The following is a 14,995-nucleotide window of genomic DNA, read 5'->3' as shown; positions in this document are numbered from 1 at the left end:
GGGCGGGCCGGATCGGATCCGGTCAGACCCGGTCCGCGGCGATCAGCAGGTACTGGAAGCTCCCGCTGCGGTACGCCGTGAGGAACACCTCCTCGATCCCCGTGGCCACCGAGGACTTCGCGCGCAGCTCCCAGTACGGAATCGTCGCCTCGGTGAGGTCGATGACCGCAGCGGGCACCAGCCGGTGCGCCACCATCTCCCTGAAGTACGTCGACCGCGGGTGGACGTTGCAGATGTAGTGCGCGTTGATCTGGCTGACGGCGCGGGACGGCAGCCCGTAGGCGTCGTTGTAGCAGCCGGTGATGGTCACGTACCGGCCGCCGCGGGTGAGCAGCCGGGAGTGCTCCGCGAAGAGCTGCGCCAACTCCACGTACATCGTGCTCTCGTTGTTCCAGATCCCGCGGAACGCGCCCGTCTCGAAGCCCGTGTCGAGCATGTTCTTCAGGTGGAACCGCACCGTGCTCCCCAGACCGCGGCGCTGCACCTGGTCGTTGGCGAAGGAGACCTGGGACTGGGAGATCGAGATGCCGTCGACGCGGCTGCCGAATCGTTCGTGCGCCATGAAGCTCGTGCCGCCGCGGCCGGAGCCGGCGTCCAGCAGGCGAGCGCCTTCGTCGGGGTCGCCGAGGTGGTCCAGCAGGAGGGTGGCCTGCGCGGTCTCCAGGCGGTGCATCTCCGCGATGATCCGCGCTTCCCTGGTCTCCTCCGGGCCCTCCAGCACGGACTGGTCGACGTCGCCGATGCCGTAGTGGTGGTGGTACGTGCCGCTGACGTCGCCGAGCTTGAGGTTGACCGGGTCCTTCTCCCGGTTCCAGTAGTCGGCGATGGAGTGCTGGTACGGGCTGGTGAGGACGTTCGTGTCGGCGGCTGCCGCCATGGTCGTTCTCCTTCTGAGGGCGTGCTGAAGCGTGCAGAGGCTGCTGAGGCGGGTACGAAGACGTTCAAAGGACGTGCCGCGGGCGTGCCGAGACGGCGCGTGGGCTCGTCAGGCGGACCTGCGGGGCGTCGGGAGACGGGCGGGTCGGACCGGTCTGGCGGGACGGGGCCGGCCGAGTCGGTCAGGCGGGCTGGTAGCGCGCGCTCGTGGCGTGCCACTCCTTGCAGCCGCCCATCCAGGCCCACACCCCGGCCAGGAACCGGCCGAGCTGCGGGGAGCCGGCGGCCGTGAGGGCCGCGGCCTCCGCCTCGTAGGTGTGCATCAGCTCGTCGTGGATCAGGGCCGTCCGGTCCACAGCCTCCTGGAGGGTGCAGCCTTCCTCGGCGGCGATCAGGTTGGGCAGGTTGGTGTCCGTGGGGTCTTCCTTTCCCATCGAGTACAGGTCGTTGAGGAGCACGCTGGCGGTGCCGGCGTAGAGGTACGTGCGGCGCACCCGGGCGTCGGCGAACTCGTCGGGCGGCAGTTCGTACCCGCTGACGGGGTCCACGAGGACCATGCAGGGGAAGAAAGCGTTCTCGTAGCGGTGCAGCAGGTACTCCCACACCGCGGGGGTGCGCCGCGAGGCGCGCCACTCGGCCTCCTGGCCGTAGCCCACGAACATGACGGCCAGCTCGTGCCGCAGCCGGGCGACCTGGGTGGGGCCCGCGTACCGCGAGAGGTGCGCGAGGGCGGAGCGGAACGCGCGCAGCACCGGCTCGCGCTGGACGGTCTCCTCGAACTGCGGCATGTAGCGCGCGGGGAGCCGCACGGGGTCGATGACGGCGTGCGCCAGCGCCATTCGCTGGCCGAGCAGATCGGGATCCGCGTCCTCCCCCTCGTCCACCCAGTGGTCGTCGACGGACCACTCCGACAGGCCGCACCTGGCGGCGGCCAGCAGCCGGTCGGGGTCGTCGCAGTCGGGGTGGGCGAGCATGAAGAGGCGGCCGAACTGGTGGGAGCGCAGGCGCTCGATGCGGCCGGTGAAGATGCCGATCTCCTCGGCCCATTCGACCAGGCGCTCGTTGACCTCGTCGCCCAGCGCGGGGTCGTTGCGCAGGGCGTCGGGGCAGTGCAGCGGCGGGATCCGCAGGCCGCCGCGCTCCGTACCCCCGTCGGGCCGGGGCGCGGGGGCGGACCCGGACTCGGACCCGGCGTCGGCCTCGGCGTCGGGTTCTGCGCCGGACGCGGGCTCCGGCCTCGGCTCGGTACTGCCGGGGGGCTCCGCCGCGGACGGCGGCGCGGCCTCCGGCGCGTACCCGGACAGCGGGCGGGCGGCGGCGGTGCCGAGGCCGGTGGGGCCGAGGGTAAGGAGGGCGCGGAGGGCGTCGAGCGTGTCGGCGGGTGCTTCGGTCGGTGCTCCGGTCATGCGTGGCACCCGGCCTCCGCGGAGGCCGGCGGGGAGATCGTCATACTTCGAAGCTAGGCATCTGCGCCGAGTGCGGCAATCGCTCGAAAGAGTATGCATAAAAGGGGGATTGGCAGGGTGGAGGTCCCTCGCGCGAACCGTCGGGTGAAACGCTTGCGTTTCTCCCGCTCGTGACTTAGCGTGATGGTACGAAACCGTTCCGTACGAAAAGGACCGCCCGTCATGCCCGGCAGACCCGTCGGCCAGCTCCCCGACCAGACCTCCGACGCCCGGATCCGCCGACCCCGTATGACCCCCGAGCGCGAGCGTGAGCTGCTCGAAGCGGTCCTGGGCGTGCTGCGCGAGTCGGGGTACGGGGCGCTGTCGATGGACCTCGTCGCGACCCGCGCGCGGTGCAGCAAGGCGACCCTGTACCGGCAGTGGCACAGCAAGGCGGAGATGGTGGTGGCCGCGATGGTCGCGAACCGGCCCGCGGACCCCGGCGCGGTCGACACCGGCTCCCTCCGCGGCGATCTGCTCGGCCTCGTCGAGGAGCTGTCGGCCACCGCGGAGAAGGACACCGCGCTGATCGCCGCGATACACCACGCCGCGCTCACCGACGGGGACCTGGCCGCCACCCTGCACACCTCGCTCGCGGACTACGAGTTCACGCATCTGTCCGGGCTGCTCGACCGCGCGGTGGAGCGCGGCGAGCTGCCACGGCGGCCGGGCGCGGCCGAGTTCCTGCCGCAGTTGCTGTTCGGCGCGGTCGTCACCCGCCCCCTGATAGACGGGGCGTTCGCCGACTCCACGTACCTCGCCCGGTTCGTCGACCTGGTGGTGCTGCCGGCGCTGCGCCATTCCTGACCCGTACGCGCCTCACCGCCCCCACCGGCCGCCGGCGCCGCACCACGGCCCCCGCACCGCGGCACGCCGCACGGCCGCCGCGCCGGGGAGGCCGTACGCCCCTGCCGACCCGACGGCCGCCGAGCGCGACGGTTGCCCGGCGCGACGCGTGCCAGGCGCGACCCGCATCCGGACCCGCGTCCGCGTCCACACCCGTACGCACCGAACCGGCCCTCCGAGCATCCGACCCCCCACACGGAGCCCGCCATGTCCCGCACCCGTGCCGAAGCCGGCAGCGACCCCGCCGACCCGTCCCATGACGAGCGCGCCCACCGCCACCGCTGGCTGATCCTGGGCGTCCTCGGCCTCGCCCAACTGATGGTCGTCCTCGACGTGACCATCGTGAACATCGCGCTGCCGTCCGCCCAGGCCGACCTCGGCTTCTCCAACGGCGACCGGCAGTGGGTCGTCACCGCGTACTCGCTGGCCTTCGGCAGCCTGCTGCTCCTCGGCGGCCGCATCGCCGACCTCATCGGCCGCAAGGTCACCTTCCTCGTCGGCCTGGTCGGCTTCGCCGTCGCGTCCGCCGTGGCCGGTGCGTCCGTGAACTTCGACATGCTGATCGTCGCCCGCGCCTTCCAGGGCGCCTTCGGCGCGCTCCTCGCCCCGTCCGCGCTGTCGCTGCTGACGACGACGTTCACCGACCCGGGCGAGCGGGCGAAGGCGTTCAGCGTCTACGGCGCGGTGTCCGGCGCGGGCGGTGCCATCGGCCTGCTGCTGGGCGGCGTGCTCACCGAGTACCTCGACTGGCGCTGGACTCTGTACGTGAACGTGGTCCTCACCGTCGTCGCCTTCGCCTTCGCCTCCGCACTGCTGTCCCGCACCGCGCGCGACCCGAACGTCAAGCTCGACGTACCAGGCACGCTCCTGGTCACGGCCGGACTGTTCGCCGTCGTCTACGGCTTCTCCAACGCCGAACACCAGGACTGGGGCGCGCCCGCCACCTGGGGGCTGCTGATCGTCGGCGGCGTGCTGCTCACCGCGTTCGCCTGGTGGCAGACGCGCAGCCCGCATCCGCTGCTGCCCATGCGCATCGTCACCGACCGCAACCGCGGCGCGTCCTACCTCGGCATGCTGATCGCCTCGGGCGGGATGTTCGGCGTCTTCCTGTTCCTCACGTACTACCTCCAGACCGGCCTCGACTACACGCCGATCGACTCCGGCGTCGCCTTCCTGCCGATGGTCGGCGGCCTGGTGGTCGCCGCGACGCTCGCCACCAACGTCGCCGTGCCGCGCCTCGGGCCGCGGCTGGTGGTGCCGGTGGGCATGGCGATCGCGGCCGTCGGCCTGGCGTGGATGACGACGCTGGACCTGAGCAGCTCGTACGCGGCGCACATCCTGCCGATGACCGTCATCGCCGGCTTCGGCCTCGGGCTGGTCGTGGCGGCGGCGATGAGCCTGGGCACGCTGGGCGTCTCCGTGCACGACGCGGGCGTGGCCTCCGCCACGGTCAACGCCATGCAGCAGGTCGGCGGCTCCATCGGTATCGCCCTGCTCAACACCCTCTCCGCCAGCGCCGCCGCCGACTACATCGCCGGGCGCAACCCCAGGGACCCGGCCGTGCGGGCGCAGGCGGCGCTGGAGAGCTACCACACCGCGTTCTGGTGGTCGGCGGGCATCTTCGCCGTCGGCGCCGTGGTGACCCTGTTCCTGTACCGGCCCGGCGCACCCAAGGAACTGGCGGGCGGGGCGCCCACGATCCACATGTGAGCGCCCCGCCCGCACCCGGGCCCACGCGCTCCCCGGGGGGCGTACACGCGCCCAAGCGCTCACGCGCCGGGCGGCCACCCGCTCACCCGCCCGGCGGCCCCCCGCTCACACGACGAGCAGCGACTTGCCCACCGTCGCGCGCCGCGCGAGCGAGGCGTGCGCGTCCTCGGCGCGCGCCAGCGGGTAGGTCGCCCCGATCACGGGCCGGATGCGGCCCGCGGCGGCGAGGTCCAGGGCCTCGACGAGCGCGGCCTGCGAGACCTCCCTGGCGGGCGGCCCGCCCGCCAGGAGGTTGGTCACCCGCACGTCCCGCTCCTCGGCCGCGCGCGGGTCGATGTCGGCGAAGCCGCCGCCGGACGTCCCGTACGTGACGAACCTGCCGCCCCGCGCCACCGTCCGGAACGCCGCCCTGCCCAGCTCGCCCCCGGCGCCGTCGAAGGCCAGGTCGACGCCGTCGCCGCCGGCGGCCTCGCGGACCCGGTCCTCCCAGCCGTCCTCGGAGTAGTCGACGGTGTGCTCCGCGCCCAGCTCGCGGGCGAGGGCGAGCTTGCGCTCGCCGCGTGCCGCCGCGACGACGCGCGCCCCGGCGTCCCGCGCCAGTTGCAGCACCAGCGACCCCGCCCCGCCGGCCGCCGCCGCCACGAGCACCGTCTCGCCCTCGCGGGCCTGCCCCGCGCGGGCCAGGCGCACCGCGGTGGTGCCGTCGTGCAGCACGGCCGCCGCCTCGGCCAGGCCGAGTCCGTCGGGGACCGCGGCGATCTCCGCCACCTCGGCGACGACCCGCTCCGCGTACCCGGCGGACGCCGGGGCGACCACGCGCCGCCCGACCCACGCCGCGTCGACCCCCTCCCCGGCGGCCAGCACGGTCCCCGCGCCGCCCCCGCCCGGCACGTACGGCGGACGCACCGGGAAGATCTCGCCGCCCCAGCCGCTGCGCAGCAGCGTGTCCAGGTAGATGACGTCGGCCACCTCCAGCCCCACGACGACCTGCCCCGCCCCGGCCACCGGCTCGGGCACCTCGGCGGGCACCAGTACCTCGGGCCCGCCGAACTCCCGTACCTCGATCGCACGCACCGCGACCACGCTCCTGTCTTGATCGACTCGACGCGGCCCAACGTAGAAGTTCAACGGAGGTTCAGGTCAAGCGGCGGCCGTGGCCGGCCCCGTCACCCCCGGCCGGGCCGCGCGGCCAGCTCCACCAGCGCGGCGTGCGTGTCGCCGTCGGCCGCCGCGATCAGCCCGCCCGCGCTGTCGTGCAGCGGGCGGCCGTCGATGCCGCTGACGACGCAGCCGGCCGCCCGGCACAGCGCGATCCCGGCGGCGAAGTGCACGCTGGCGCGCAGGTCGCCGCCGTCGGTGACGTACGCGGCCCGGCGGCCGGCGGCGACCCAGGCCAGCGCCAGCGTGGTCGACAGCACCCGCGGCCGGAACCGCGGCGCGAAGCCGGGGGCGGTCGGCAGCCCGGCGGCGTCGTAGGCGGGGAAGCGGGGGAACGGCGGGTCGAGGTTGACGTCGACGAGGCCGGAGCCGGGTGCCGGCGCCAACTCCCCGTCCACGCCGCCGCGGCGCAGCACGGCCCGTACGCCGTCCGTCCAGAACACCTCGTCCGCGAACGGGTCGGCCACCGCCGCCACGGCCGTCTCGTCCCCGTCCCGCAGGGCGACGTTCACGGCGACCAGCATGGTGCGGGCGTCGTAGTTCAGCGTGCCGCAGAGCGGGTCGACCAGCCAGCGTCGCCGCGCCTGCGCCGTGCCGCTCGCGCCGCTCTCCTCGCCGCTGACGGCGTCGCCGGGGCGGGCGGCGCGCAGCACGGCAAGGACGGCGCGTTCGGCCTCGAAGTCGGCGGTCGTGGCGAAGTCGCCCGCGGACTTCTCGTACCGCCGCAGCGTCGTGCCGTACAGCTCGCGGAGCACCGCCGCACCCGCCAGGGCCGCCGTCACGGCCAGCCGCGCGTCGCTCCCGGCCGCCGCGTCCCCCGTCGCGTGTCCCGCGCTGTCCCCCGCCGGGCCCGCCGGCTTCCGTTCGTCCATGCGGCCAGCCTCCCCCAGCCGTACGCGACGCAGTTCGGCGGGGGGAGGAGGTCAGGGCGGCCGGACCGGCACGCCCTAGCGGTCCAGCCGTTCACCTTCCGGCTGCCGGGGCGGGGGCATGGTGTTCCTCACGGAGTCCAGGATGCTCAGCCCCTGGCCCACCAGCCCCGCGGTCAGCTCGCCGAGGCCGTCGGCCCCGTTCAGGACGTTGATGTTGGCGCCCTTGAGACCGGCGGCGGCCTGTTCGACGATCTTCGGGAGCTGGTCGATCAACTGCTGGTCCAGCGCGACCCTGTCGTACGAGGACGCCGCCTCGGCCTGGATCTTCATCCGTTCCGCCTCGGCGAGCGCCAGCACCCGCACCCGTTCCGCCTCCGCCTCGGCCGGTTTGACCACCTCGGCCTGCAACTCCTGCTGGCGGAGCCTGGCCGCGCGCTCGGCCAGCTCGGTCTGCGCGGCGAGCACGGCCTGCTGCGCGTGCGCCTGCGCCAGCGGCCCGGCCTGCGCCGCCTCCGCCTCGACGCGGCTGATCTCGGCCTGGTACTGCGCGCGCACCATGGCGGTCTGCCGGGCGTACTCGGCCTGCTTCCGCGCGGACTCCTGCTCCGCCTCGGACGCCTTCTGCGCCGCCTGCGCCTCGGCGATCTTCGCCTCGCGCTGGATGGCCGCCTGGTGGGGCGCCGACATCGCCTTGATGTAGCCGGTGTCGCCGTCGTCGATCGACTGGATCTGGAACGAGTCGACGATCAGGCCGATCCGGCCCATCTCGCTCTTGGAGGTCTCCACCACCTCGGAGGCGAGCTTCTGCCGCTCCGTGACGATCTCCTCGACGGTCATCGAGCCGATGATGGCGCGCAGGTGACCGGCGAAGATCCGCCCGGTCAGCACCGACATCTCCTTCTGCTCGGAGAGGAAGCGCTGTCCGGCGTTGACGATGGACTCGATGTCGTTGCCGACCTTGAAGGCGATCACGGACCGTACAGTCAGCGGGATGCCCTGCCTGGTCACGCAGTACTCGGCGACCTCCGACTCGTGCATCGCCAGCGACAGGAAGCGGGTCTTGCGGAAGATCGGTAACACGAACCTGCCGTGCCCGACGACGACGCGAAACGGTGCACCGTCCCGCCGGCTCCTGCCGCCCGACACCAGCATGGCCTGGTCGGGGGCCGGAACGCGATAGCCGAACATGCTTACCTCCTCAATCGACGGGACCGATGCCGTCGGTCAGTTCGTCCAACGGATCCGTCCACGCGATCACGGTGACCTGGCGACCGCCGCAGTACTCGATGACCAGTACGTCCGCCCCCTGCGCCAACGGCTCGGCGGACCAGGCGAGAAACGTCTCGGTGCCGCCTCTGATCCGCACCAGCACCTCGCCGGGGCCGGCGGGCCCGCGCGTGGGGATGACGAGAACGCCGACACAGCCGATCACGGCGTCGTCAGGCACCATCGATGGATCCCCCTCCATCACCCTGCTCGCGACGTTCATGCGTACCCTACTCACGACGACGGCCGCTCAATCTTGGTTTCGCTCCCCCGGGAGGGGGCCCCAGCGGTTTCGCTCTTCGGTGTCAGCCGGGGCCCGTAGTCTGGGCCCATGGCGAAGAGTGGCAAGGCAGCGCCCGCGGCCGGGGGCCGCGCGGCGGTGCGCAAGGCGAAACCGGCGCCGACGCGGACGGGGCTGGTGCGGCAGGCCCGGCGGATCTACCGCGAGCTGGCCGAGGTGTATCCGTACGCGCACCCGGAGCTGGACTTCGAGAACCCGTACCAGCTCCTCGTCGCCACGGTGCTCTCCGCCCAGACCACCGACCTGAGGGTGAACCAGACGACGCCCGCGCTCTTCGCGAAGTACCCGACGCCCGAGGATCTGGCCGCGGCCGATCCGGAGGAGGTCGAGGAGCTGATCCGGCCGACCGGGTTCTTCCGCGCCAAGACCAAGTCGATCATGGGTCTTTCGCAGGCCCTGCGGGACGACTTCGGCGGTGAGGTCCCGGGGAACCTGAAGGACCTGGTCAAGCTGCCGGGCGTGGGCCGCAAGACGGCGTTCGTCGTCCTCGGCAACGCCTTCGGGGTCCCCGGCATCACGGTCGACACGCACTTCGCCCGGCTGGTGCGCCGCTGGAAGTGGACCGAGCAGACCGACCCGGACAAGATCGAGCAGGAGGTCGGGTCCCTCTTTCCGAAGAAGGACTGGACGATGCTCTCGCACTACGTGATCTTCCACGGCCGGCGCATCTGCCACGCCCGCAAGCCCGCCTGCGGCGCCTGCCCCATCGCCCCGCTCTGCCCGGCGTACGGCGAGGGGGAGACGGATCCGGAGAAGGCGGAGAAGCTGCTGAAGTACGAGAAGGGCGGCATGCCCGGCCAGCGTCTCAAGCCCCCGCCGGACTACCCCGGGAAGCCCGCGCCCCCGCTGGGAGCCGCATGACGCGCTCACGCGAGATGCCCGGCGGACCGGGCGGCGGCGCGGCCGCGGGTGCCGCGTCCGGCACCGCGCCCGGTGCTTCCCCGGGTGGGGGGCGTGCTGAAGCGGGCGGGGGCGCGCGGAGCGGTGCTGGAGCTGCCGACGGGCGCGCCGGGGGCGCGGACCCCGTCCGTACGCCGGTGGCCGTCAGCGACGCCGGGCTGCCCGGCTGGCTGGCGCCGGTCGCCGACGCGGCCCGTACCGTACGGGCCGAAGAGCTGAGCCGCTTCCTCCCGCCCGACGGCGACGGCGGCCGGCCCGCCGCCGTGCTCGTCCTCTTCGGCGACGGCGCCCACGGCCCCGAACTGCTGCTCACCGAGCGGGCCAGCTCGCTGCGCTCGCACGCCGGCCAGCCCTCCTTCCCCGGCGGCTCCCTCGACCCCGAGGACGGCGACCCCGAGGGCGAGGGCCCGCTGCGCGCCGCGCTGCGCGAGGCGCAGGAGGAGACGGGGCTCGACCCCGCGGGCGTGCAGGTGTTCTCCGTGCTGCCGCGGCTGTACATCCCGGTCAGCGGCTTCGTCGTCTCGCCCGTGCTCGGCTGGTGGCGCGAGCCCAGCCCTGTCGGCGTGGTCGATCCGGCCGAGACCGCCCGGGTGTTCAGCGTCACCGTGGCGGATCTCACCGACCCGGCGAACCGGGCGACGGCCGTGCATCCGCGCGGCCACCTCGGCCCCGCGTTCCTCGTCGGCTCCGCGCTGGTCTGGGGTTTCACCGCCGGCGTGATCGACCGCATCCTGCACCTGGCCGGGTGGGAGCGCCCGTGGGATCGTGACCGCCGGGTGCCGCTGGACTGGCACGCATGAGACGGTGACCGGGTGAACGTGCTGGACATCCTGCTGGTGGCGGCGGCCGCGTGGTTCGCCGTGGTCGGCTATCGCCAGGGCTTCGTGGTCGGTGTCCTGTCCGTGTGCGGCTTCGTCGGCGGCGGGCTGCTGGCCATCTATCTGCTGCCGGTCGTCTGGGACTTGGTGACCGATGGCGCCGCCCTCGGCCCGACGGCCGCGTTCGGCGCCATCGTCCTCGTCCTGATAGCGGCCTCGGTGGGGCAGGGGCTCACCACCCACCTCGGCAACCAACTGCGGCAGTACATCACCTGGTCCCCCGCCCGCTCCCTCGACGCCACCGGCGGCGCACTGGTCAACGTGGTGGCGCTGCTGCTCGTCGCCTGGCTGCTCGGTACGGCGCTGGCGTCCACGACGCTGCCGACCGTCGCCCGCGAGGTGCGTGCGTCGAAGGTGCTGGGCGGCGTGGCCGAGGTGATGCCGAAGTCCGCCGACACCTGGTTCGGCGAGTTCAGTTCGGTGCTGTCGGAAAACCGTTTCCCGCAGGTCTTCGCGCCGTTCCAGAGCGAGCAGATCACGAACGTCCCGGCGCCCGACCCCGAGCTGGTCGACAGCCCGGTGGTGGAGCGGGCCCGGGAGAGCATCGTCAAGGTCGTCGGCACGGCACAGTCCTGCGGCAAGGTGCTGGAGGGCACCGGCTTCGTCTTCGCGCCGCAGCGCGTGATGACCAACGCCCACGTCGTCGGCGGCGTCGACGAGCCCACCGTGCAGATCGGCGGCGAGGGCCGGCTCTACGACGGCGAGGTCGTGCTCTACGACTGGGAGCGGGACATCGCCGTGCTGGAGGTCCCCGAGCTGGACGCGCCCGCCCTGCCGTTCGACCAGGACGACGCCGGCCGCGGCGACGACGCCATCGTCGCCGGCTTCCCGGAGAACGGCGGCTTCGACGTACGGGCGGCGCGCGTGCGCGACCGTATAACGGCCAACGGCCCGGACATCTACCGCCGCGGCACGGTCAACCGCGACGTCTACTCGCTCTTCACCCTCGTCCGCCAGGGCAACTCCGGCGGCCCGCTGCTCAGTCCCGAGGGCGCCGTCGTGGGCGTCATCTTCGCCAGGTCCATGGACGACAAGGACACCGGCTACGCGCTCACCGTCGACGAGGTCCGGGACGACGTCGAGCGCGGACGCACGGCGTCGCGGCCCGTGGACAGCGATAGCTGTGCCATGTGAGACGCCCCGGCGGACCGAGGTGTGAAGAGGAAAAGGGTGAGTGCACGAGCCCCCGGGGGCTAGTGCACGCGTCGCAACCGGGCGCTCATCCAGCGGGCCCGGCGGCGGAGAATGTGCGGGATCCCCAGACGGAGGTCCACTTCGCGGTGCGCCGCGGCGCCCTGGAGCGGTCTGGCGTCCGGGGCGGGGTAGCGGTGGGTTCCTACGTCGTTGTAGTCATGCGTCCAACCCATACCCCCGATCCTCCCCTCACCGGGCGGCCGGTAATCGCCCTTTCTCGCGCCCATCGGCCTATGCGGAGCGCAATTGCCGTGGGCGGTGCGGGCGCCGGCGGTGCCGGGTCCGCTTCGCTTCCGTAGCAAAGGGTGCCGTACGGGCGGTGGCCCGGCCGGTGACCTGGGGTGGTTTCAGCGGTCGGGCTCGGGATCCCGTAGCCAGTTGACGAGTTCGGCGGTGAACGCGACCGGGTCCTCCTCGTGCGGGAAGTGCCCGAGACCGTCGAAAAGCCGCCACCGGTACGGCGCTTCCACGTACGCCACCGACCCCGCCGCGCTGCGCGTCCGCATCACCGGATCGAGGGACCCGTGCAGGTGCAGCACCGGCACCCGCACCGGCAGCTTCATCCGGCGGTAGAACTGCACGCCGTCCGGCCTGCCCAGCGACCGTACGAGCCAGCGGTACGGCTCCACCGAGCAGTGCGCCGTCGAGGGCACGGTCATCGCGCGCCGGTAGACCTCCAGCGCCTTGTCGTCCGGCTGCCGCGGCCCCGACCAGGCGCGGATCAGCCGGCCGACCAACGCGGCGTCGTCGGCGACGAGTTGCCGCTCGGGCAGCCAGGGGCGCTGGGCGCTCCAGACGAAGTGGCCCGCTGCGCTCTGCCGCGGGTCGGTGAGCATCGCGGAGCGCCAGCGGCGCGGGTGCGTCATCGAGGAGACGGTCAGCCGGCGGATCAGCTTGGGCCGCATCACGGCCGCGGTCCAGGCCAGATAGCCGCCGAGGTCGTGGCCGACGAGCGCGGCGTCCGGCTCGCCGAGGGAGCGGATCACGCCGGTGACGTCGAGGGCGAGGTTCGCCGGGTCGTAGCCGCGGGGCGTACGGTCGCTGCCGCCGACGCCGCGCAGGTCCATGGCCACCGCGCGGTACCCGGCCTCGGCGAGCGCGGGCAGTTGATGCCGCCAGGTCCACCAGAACTGCGGGAACCCGTGCAGCAGCAGCACCAGCGGCCCTTCGCCCATCTCCGCGATGTGGAAGCGGGCGCCGTTCGCCGCGACGTCCCTGTGGGTCCAGGGCCCCTCGATATGGACTGCCGGGTCGACTGGCGACGGTGCCGTCATGACTCCGAGCGTGCCACGCCCGCGGCCGGCTTGCGTCGGTCCGCCGGATGACTTCTGCCGCGCAGGGAGTCGGAGATGACGGAGGCGGTCTCCTTGGTGGAGTTCATCGCGCGCTCGGGCTTGCGCATCTGACGCATCTTGGCGATGCCCCAGAGGGCGATGACCGTGCCGATGACCACGTGGGCGCCGAAGACGATGAGGAACGACCAGCCGAGGGCGAGGCCCAGGGCGTGCAGACCGTACGCCGCGGCGAAGCTGAGCACCGGGATGCCGAAGAGAACAAGCGTGGCGGCGATGGTGAGGGCGGTGCCGCCGGCGCCGGCGCGCTTGAAGTCCTGCCGGGTCTCGGCCTTGAGCAGGGCGATCTCGTCGTGGACCAGCGCGCTCAGGTCGGTGGTGGCGGCAGAGACGAGCTGCCCGAGGCTCTGCTGTGCGTCGAGGTGGGCGTCCCCGTCGGGGCCGGTGGACGCGACGACGCCCGCGGTGCCCTGCGTCGTGCTGACCCTCGCCGCACCGACTTTCGTCGTGGTGCCCGCGGCTGCGGGCGTCCGGTTTCCTGCCGCACCGTTACCGGCTGCGCTCATCGTCCGTCCCTTCGCCGCCTGGAGTCACATCATGCCCGACCGTCACCCGGCTCGCCGGTTGGGTGCCGCATTTCGGCACGCCTGCGGTGCTCGGCGGCCTTTGCCTCGTAGAGGACGGCCATGCGGAGGTGGTACTCGGGGTCGCCCTGCTGGTACGAGTCCGGGATGCCGTCCCCGTCCTCGTCACGCTCGTCCTCCTCCGCGATCGCCTTGTAGCGATTGTCGCGGATCTTGAGCATGACGCACGCCAGCATGGCGGCGATGAACGAGCCGGTCAGCACCGCCGCCTTGGTCTCCTCGGCGAGCCCGGCGTCGTCGCTGAAGGCCAGCTCGCTGACGAGCAGCGAGACGGTGAAGCCGATGCCGGCCAGGGTCGCGACGGCGAACACGTCGGGCCAGGCCAGCGCGGGATTCAGCTCCGCCCGGGTGAAGCGGGCGGCGAGCCAGGAGCCGAGGCTGATGCCGACGATCTTGCCGAGCACGAGGCCGAGCACGACGCCGAGGGGCTCGGGGTCGGTGAAGACCCCGCTCAGCGAGTCGGCGTTCACGGCCACGCCCGCGGCGAAGAACGCGAAGACGGGCACGGCGAGCCCGGCGGAGAGCGGGCGCATCCGGTGCTCGATGCGTTCGCCGGGCGACTGCTCTTCGCCCGGTCGGGTGGTGACGCGCAGCATCAGGCCCATGGCGACGCCCGAGATGGTGGCGTGCACGCCGCTGGCGTGCATGAGCGCCCAGATGACGAGGGCCAGCGGTACGTACACGTACCAGCCGCGGACGTCGTGGCGTTGGAGGAACCAGAAGAGGACGAGGCCGGCGAGGGCGAAGCCGAGGGCGACGAGGTCGATCCCGGCGGTGTAGAAGACCGCGATGATCAGGATCGCGAAGAGGTCGTCCACGACGGCGAGTGTCAGCAGGAAGGCGCGCAGCGCGGAGGGGAGGTTGCTGCCGATGACCGCGAGCACGGCGAGGGCGAACGCGATGTCGGTGGCGGTGGGGATGGCCCAGCCGCCGAGATCGCCGCGACCGGCGTTGACGGCCACGTAGAAGAGGGCGGGGGTGGCCATGCCGCACAGGGCGGCGACGATCGGCAGCGCGGCGGCCCGCGGGTCGCGCAGCTCGCCGTCGACCAGCTCGCGCTTCAGCTCGACGCCGACGACGAAGAAGAAGATCGTCAGCAGCCCGTCCTTGGCCCAGTGGGCGAGGTCGAGGCGGAGGTCGAGCGCGGAAGGGCCGAAGGTGAAGCCCTTGATGTCCTCGTACGTGCCGCTGAGGGCAGTGTTCGCGAAGACGAGGGCGATGACGGCCGCGGCCAGCAGGATCAGTCCGCCGACGGTCTCCGTACGCAGGGCCTCGGTGAGGAACTTGCTCTCTTTGAGGGACGGCCTGCGCAGGAACTGGGACTGCTCAGAGCGCTGGGGCGCGGTCACGACGGGCCTCCCGGGCGGTGGACGGCGGATACACGTGTGCTGTGTGCCGACCAGACTTCCCGGCGCGCCTCAGGGTTCTATCGCTCTCTTTACGTGTCTTCGCCACCCTACAGGGCGGCACCGGTCGATCAACCTGGGGTCAGATTACGGGCAAAAGGGAGATACGGCGCGGGCGGCCGGCGGGCGGCCGGCGGGCCGCCGGCGGCGGGGATGCACCCCCGCCGCCGGCGCCGCTGTCCGCGCGACCGTGCGCGTACCTTCGGT

General features: G+C 72.9%; 14 protein-coding genes. 5 read left to right on the top strand and 9 right to left on the bottom strand.

Annotated features, from left to right (window positions below; translation table 11 throughout):
• Positions 1 to 22 precede the first annotated feature (22 nt).
• Both QBL21_RS33305 and QBL21_RS33300 read right to left on the bottom strand, forming a co-directional pair.
• A complete protein-coding gene (locus QBL21_RS33305; protein WP_407565944.1) occupies positions 23 to 877 on the bottom strand; it encodes a geranyl diphosphate 2-C-methyltransferase in 855 nt (284 codons plus the stop codon).
• Positions 878 to 1,058: 181 nt separating this feature from the next.
• Positions 1,059 to 2,282, bottom strand: a complete 1,224-nt coding sequence (locus QBL21_RS33300) for a family 2 encapsulin nanocompartment cargo protein terpene cyclase (protein WP_407565943.1) — start codon at positions 2,280 to 2,282, stop codon at positions 1,059 to 1,061.
• Positions 2,283 to 2,504: 222 nt separating this feature from the next.
• Here QBL21_RS33300 and QBL21_RS33295 point away from each other — a divergent pair, with 222 nt between their 5' ends.
• A complete protein-coding gene (locus QBL21_RS33295) occupies positions 2,505 to 3,128 on the top strand; it encodes a TetR/AcrR family transcriptional regulator (protein ID WP_407565942.1) in 624 nt (207 codons plus the stop codon).
• A 246-nt stretch (positions 3,129 to 3,374) separates the two neighbouring features.
• Positions 3,375 to 4,877, top strand: coding sequence for an MFS transporter (locus tag QBL21_RS33290; RefSeq protein WP_407565941.1), 1,503 nt, complete (start codon positions 3,375 to 3,377; stop codon positions 4,875 to 4,877).
• 105 nt (positions 4,878 to 4,982) lie between these two features.
• On the opposite strand, the gene QBL21_RS33285 is transcribed toward QBL21_RS33290, so the two are convergent.
• The 4 genes from QBL21_RS33285 to QBL21_RS33270 all read right to left on the bottom strand — a co-directional run bounded on the left by QBL21_RS33285 (position 4,983) and on the right by QBL21_RS33270 (position 8,357).
• Positions 4,983 to 5,951 carry a zinc-binding dehydrogenase gene (locus QBL21_RS33285; protein ID WP_407565940.1) on the bottom strand — a complete coding sequence of 323 codons (969 nt, stop codon included), beginning with the start codon at positions 5,949 to 5,951 and terminating at the stop codon, positions 4,983 to 4,985.
• Positions 5,952 to 6,043: 92 nt separating this feature from the next.
• Positions 6,044 to 6,907: an inositol monophosphatase family protein gene (locus tag QBL21_RS33280; protein WP_407565939.1), complete on the bottom strand. Its 864-nt coding sequence runs from the start codon at positions 6,905 to 6,907 to the stop codon at positions 6,044 to 6,046.
• Positions 6,908 to 6,982: 75 nt separating this feature from the next.
• On the bottom strand, positions 6,983 to 8,095 hold the full coding sequence (locus tag QBL21_RS33275) for a flotillin family protein (protein WP_407565938.1): 1,113 nt from the start codon (positions 8,093 to 8,095) through the stop codon (positions 6,983 to 6,985).
• 10 nt (positions 8,096 to 8,105) lie between these two features.
• Positions 8,106 to 8,357, bottom strand: a complete 252-nt coding sequence (locus QBL21_RS33270) for a hypothetical protein (protein WP_407566648.1) — start codon at positions 8,355 to 8,357, stop codon at positions 8,106 to 8,108.
• Between the two features lie 147 nt (positions 8,358 to 8,504).
• Here QBL21_RS33270 and nth point away from each other — a divergent pair, with 147 nt between their 5' ends.
• From nth to QBL21_RS33255, 3 genes are all read left to right on the top strand, one after another.
• Positions 8,505 to 9,335, top strand: coding sequence for an endonuclease III (gene nth / locus QBL21_RS33265; protein ID WP_407565937.1), 831 nt, complete (start codon positions 8,505 to 8,507; stop codon positions 9,333 to 9,335).
• Between the two features lie 176 nt (positions 9,336 to 9,511).
• On the top strand, positions 9,512 to 10,174 hold the full coding sequence (locus tag QBL21_RS33260) for an NUDIX hydrolase (RefSeq protein WP_407565936.1): 663 nt from the start codon (positions 9,512 to 9,514) through the stop codon (positions 10,172 to 10,174).
• Positions 10,175 to 10,186: 12 nt separating this feature from the next.
• Positions 10,187 to 11,386: a MarP family serine protease gene (locus tag QBL21_RS33255; protein ID WP_407565935.1), complete on the top strand. Its 1,200-nt coding sequence runs from the start codon at positions 10,187 to 10,189 to the stop codon at positions 11,384 to 11,386.
• A gap of 407 nt (positions 11,387 to 11,793) precedes the next feature.
• On the opposite strand, the gene QBL21_RS33250 is transcribed toward QBL21_RS33255, so the two are convergent.
• From QBL21_RS33250 to nhaA, 3 genes are read right to left on the bottom strand one after another with little or no spacing between them, the layout of a single operon-like run.
• Positions 11,794 to 12,720 (bottom strand): alpha/beta fold hydrolase, encoded by a 927-nt coding sequence (locus QBL21_RS33250; RefSeq protein WP_407565934.1) that lies wholly within the window; start codon positions 12,718 to 12,720, stop codon positions 11,794 to 11,796.
• Positions 12,717 to 13,304: a phage holin family protein gene (locus tag QBL21_RS33245; protein ID WP_407565933.1), complete on the bottom strand. Its 588-nt coding sequence runs from the start codon at positions 13,302 to 13,304 to the stop codon at positions 12,717 to 12,719. Before QBL21_RS33245 ends, QBL21_RS33250 begins: the two co-directional genes overlap by 4 nt.
• 29 nt (positions 13,305 to 13,333) lie before the next feature.
• Positions 13,334 to 14,731: a Na+/H+ antiporter NhaA gene (gene nhaA / locus QBL21_RS33240; RefSeq protein WP_407565932.1), complete on the bottom strand. Its 1,398-nt coding sequence runs from the start codon at positions 14,729 to 14,731 to the stop codon at positions 13,334 to 13,336.
• Positions 14,732 to 14,995: the final 264 nt, after the last annotated feature.

This window comes from Streptomyces sp. 184, assembly GCF_045781775.1.
In the GTDB taxonomy this organism is placed as follows: Bacteria; Actinomycetota; Actinomycetes; order Streptomycetales; family Streptomycetaceae; genus Streptomyces.
Note: the sequence above shows the minus strand (reverse complement) of the source record. Positions and strands in the feature narration are given on the sequence as shown.

What these genes read in the sequence shown, in the direction of transcription:
- QBL21_RS33305 (WP_407565944.1), bottom strand. Translation starts at nt 877, where the DNA reads ATGGCGGCAGCCGCCGACACGAACGTCCTCACCAGCCCGTACCAGCAC.
- QBL21_RS33300 (WP_407565943.1), bottom strand. Translation starts at nt 2,282, where the DNA reads ATGACCGGAGCACCGACCGAAGCACCCGCCGACACGCTCGACGCCCTC.
- QBL21_RS33295 (WP_407565942.1), top strand. Translation starts at nt 2,505, where the DNA reads ATGCCCGGCAGACCCGTCGGCCAGCTCCCCGACCAGACCTCCGACGCC.
- QBL21_RS33290 (WP_407565941.1), top strand. Translation starts at nt 3,375, where the DNA reads ATGTCCCGCACCCGTGCCGAAGCCGGCAGCGACCCCGCCGACCCGTCC.
- QBL21_RS33280 (WP_407565939.1), bottom strand. Translation starts at nt 6,907, where the DNA reads ATGGACGAACGGAAGCCGGCGGGCCCGGCGGGGGACAGCGCGGGACAC.
- QBL21_RS33275 (WP_407565938.1), bottom strand. Translation starts at nt 8,095, where the DNA reads ATGTTCGGCTATCGCGTTCCGGCCCCCGACCAGGCCATGCTGGTGTCG.
- QBL21_RS33270 (WP_407566648.1), bottom strand. Translation starts at nt 8,357, where the DNA reads ATGGTGCCTGACGACGCCGTGATCGGCTGTGTCGGCGTTCTCGTCATC.
- nth (WP_407565937.1), top strand. Translation starts at nt 8,505, where the DNA reads ATGGCGAAGAGTGGCAAGGCAGCGCCCGCGGCCGGGGGCCGCGCGGCG.
- QBL21_RS33250 (WP_407565934.1), bottom strand. Translation starts at nt 12,720, where the DNA reads ATGACGGCACCGTCGCCAGTCGACCCGGCAGTCCATATCGAGGGGCCC.
- QBL21_RS33245 (WP_407565933.1), bottom strand. Translation starts at nt 13,304, where the DNA reads ATGAGCGCAGCCGGTAACGGTGCGGCAGGAAACCGGACGCCCGCAGCC.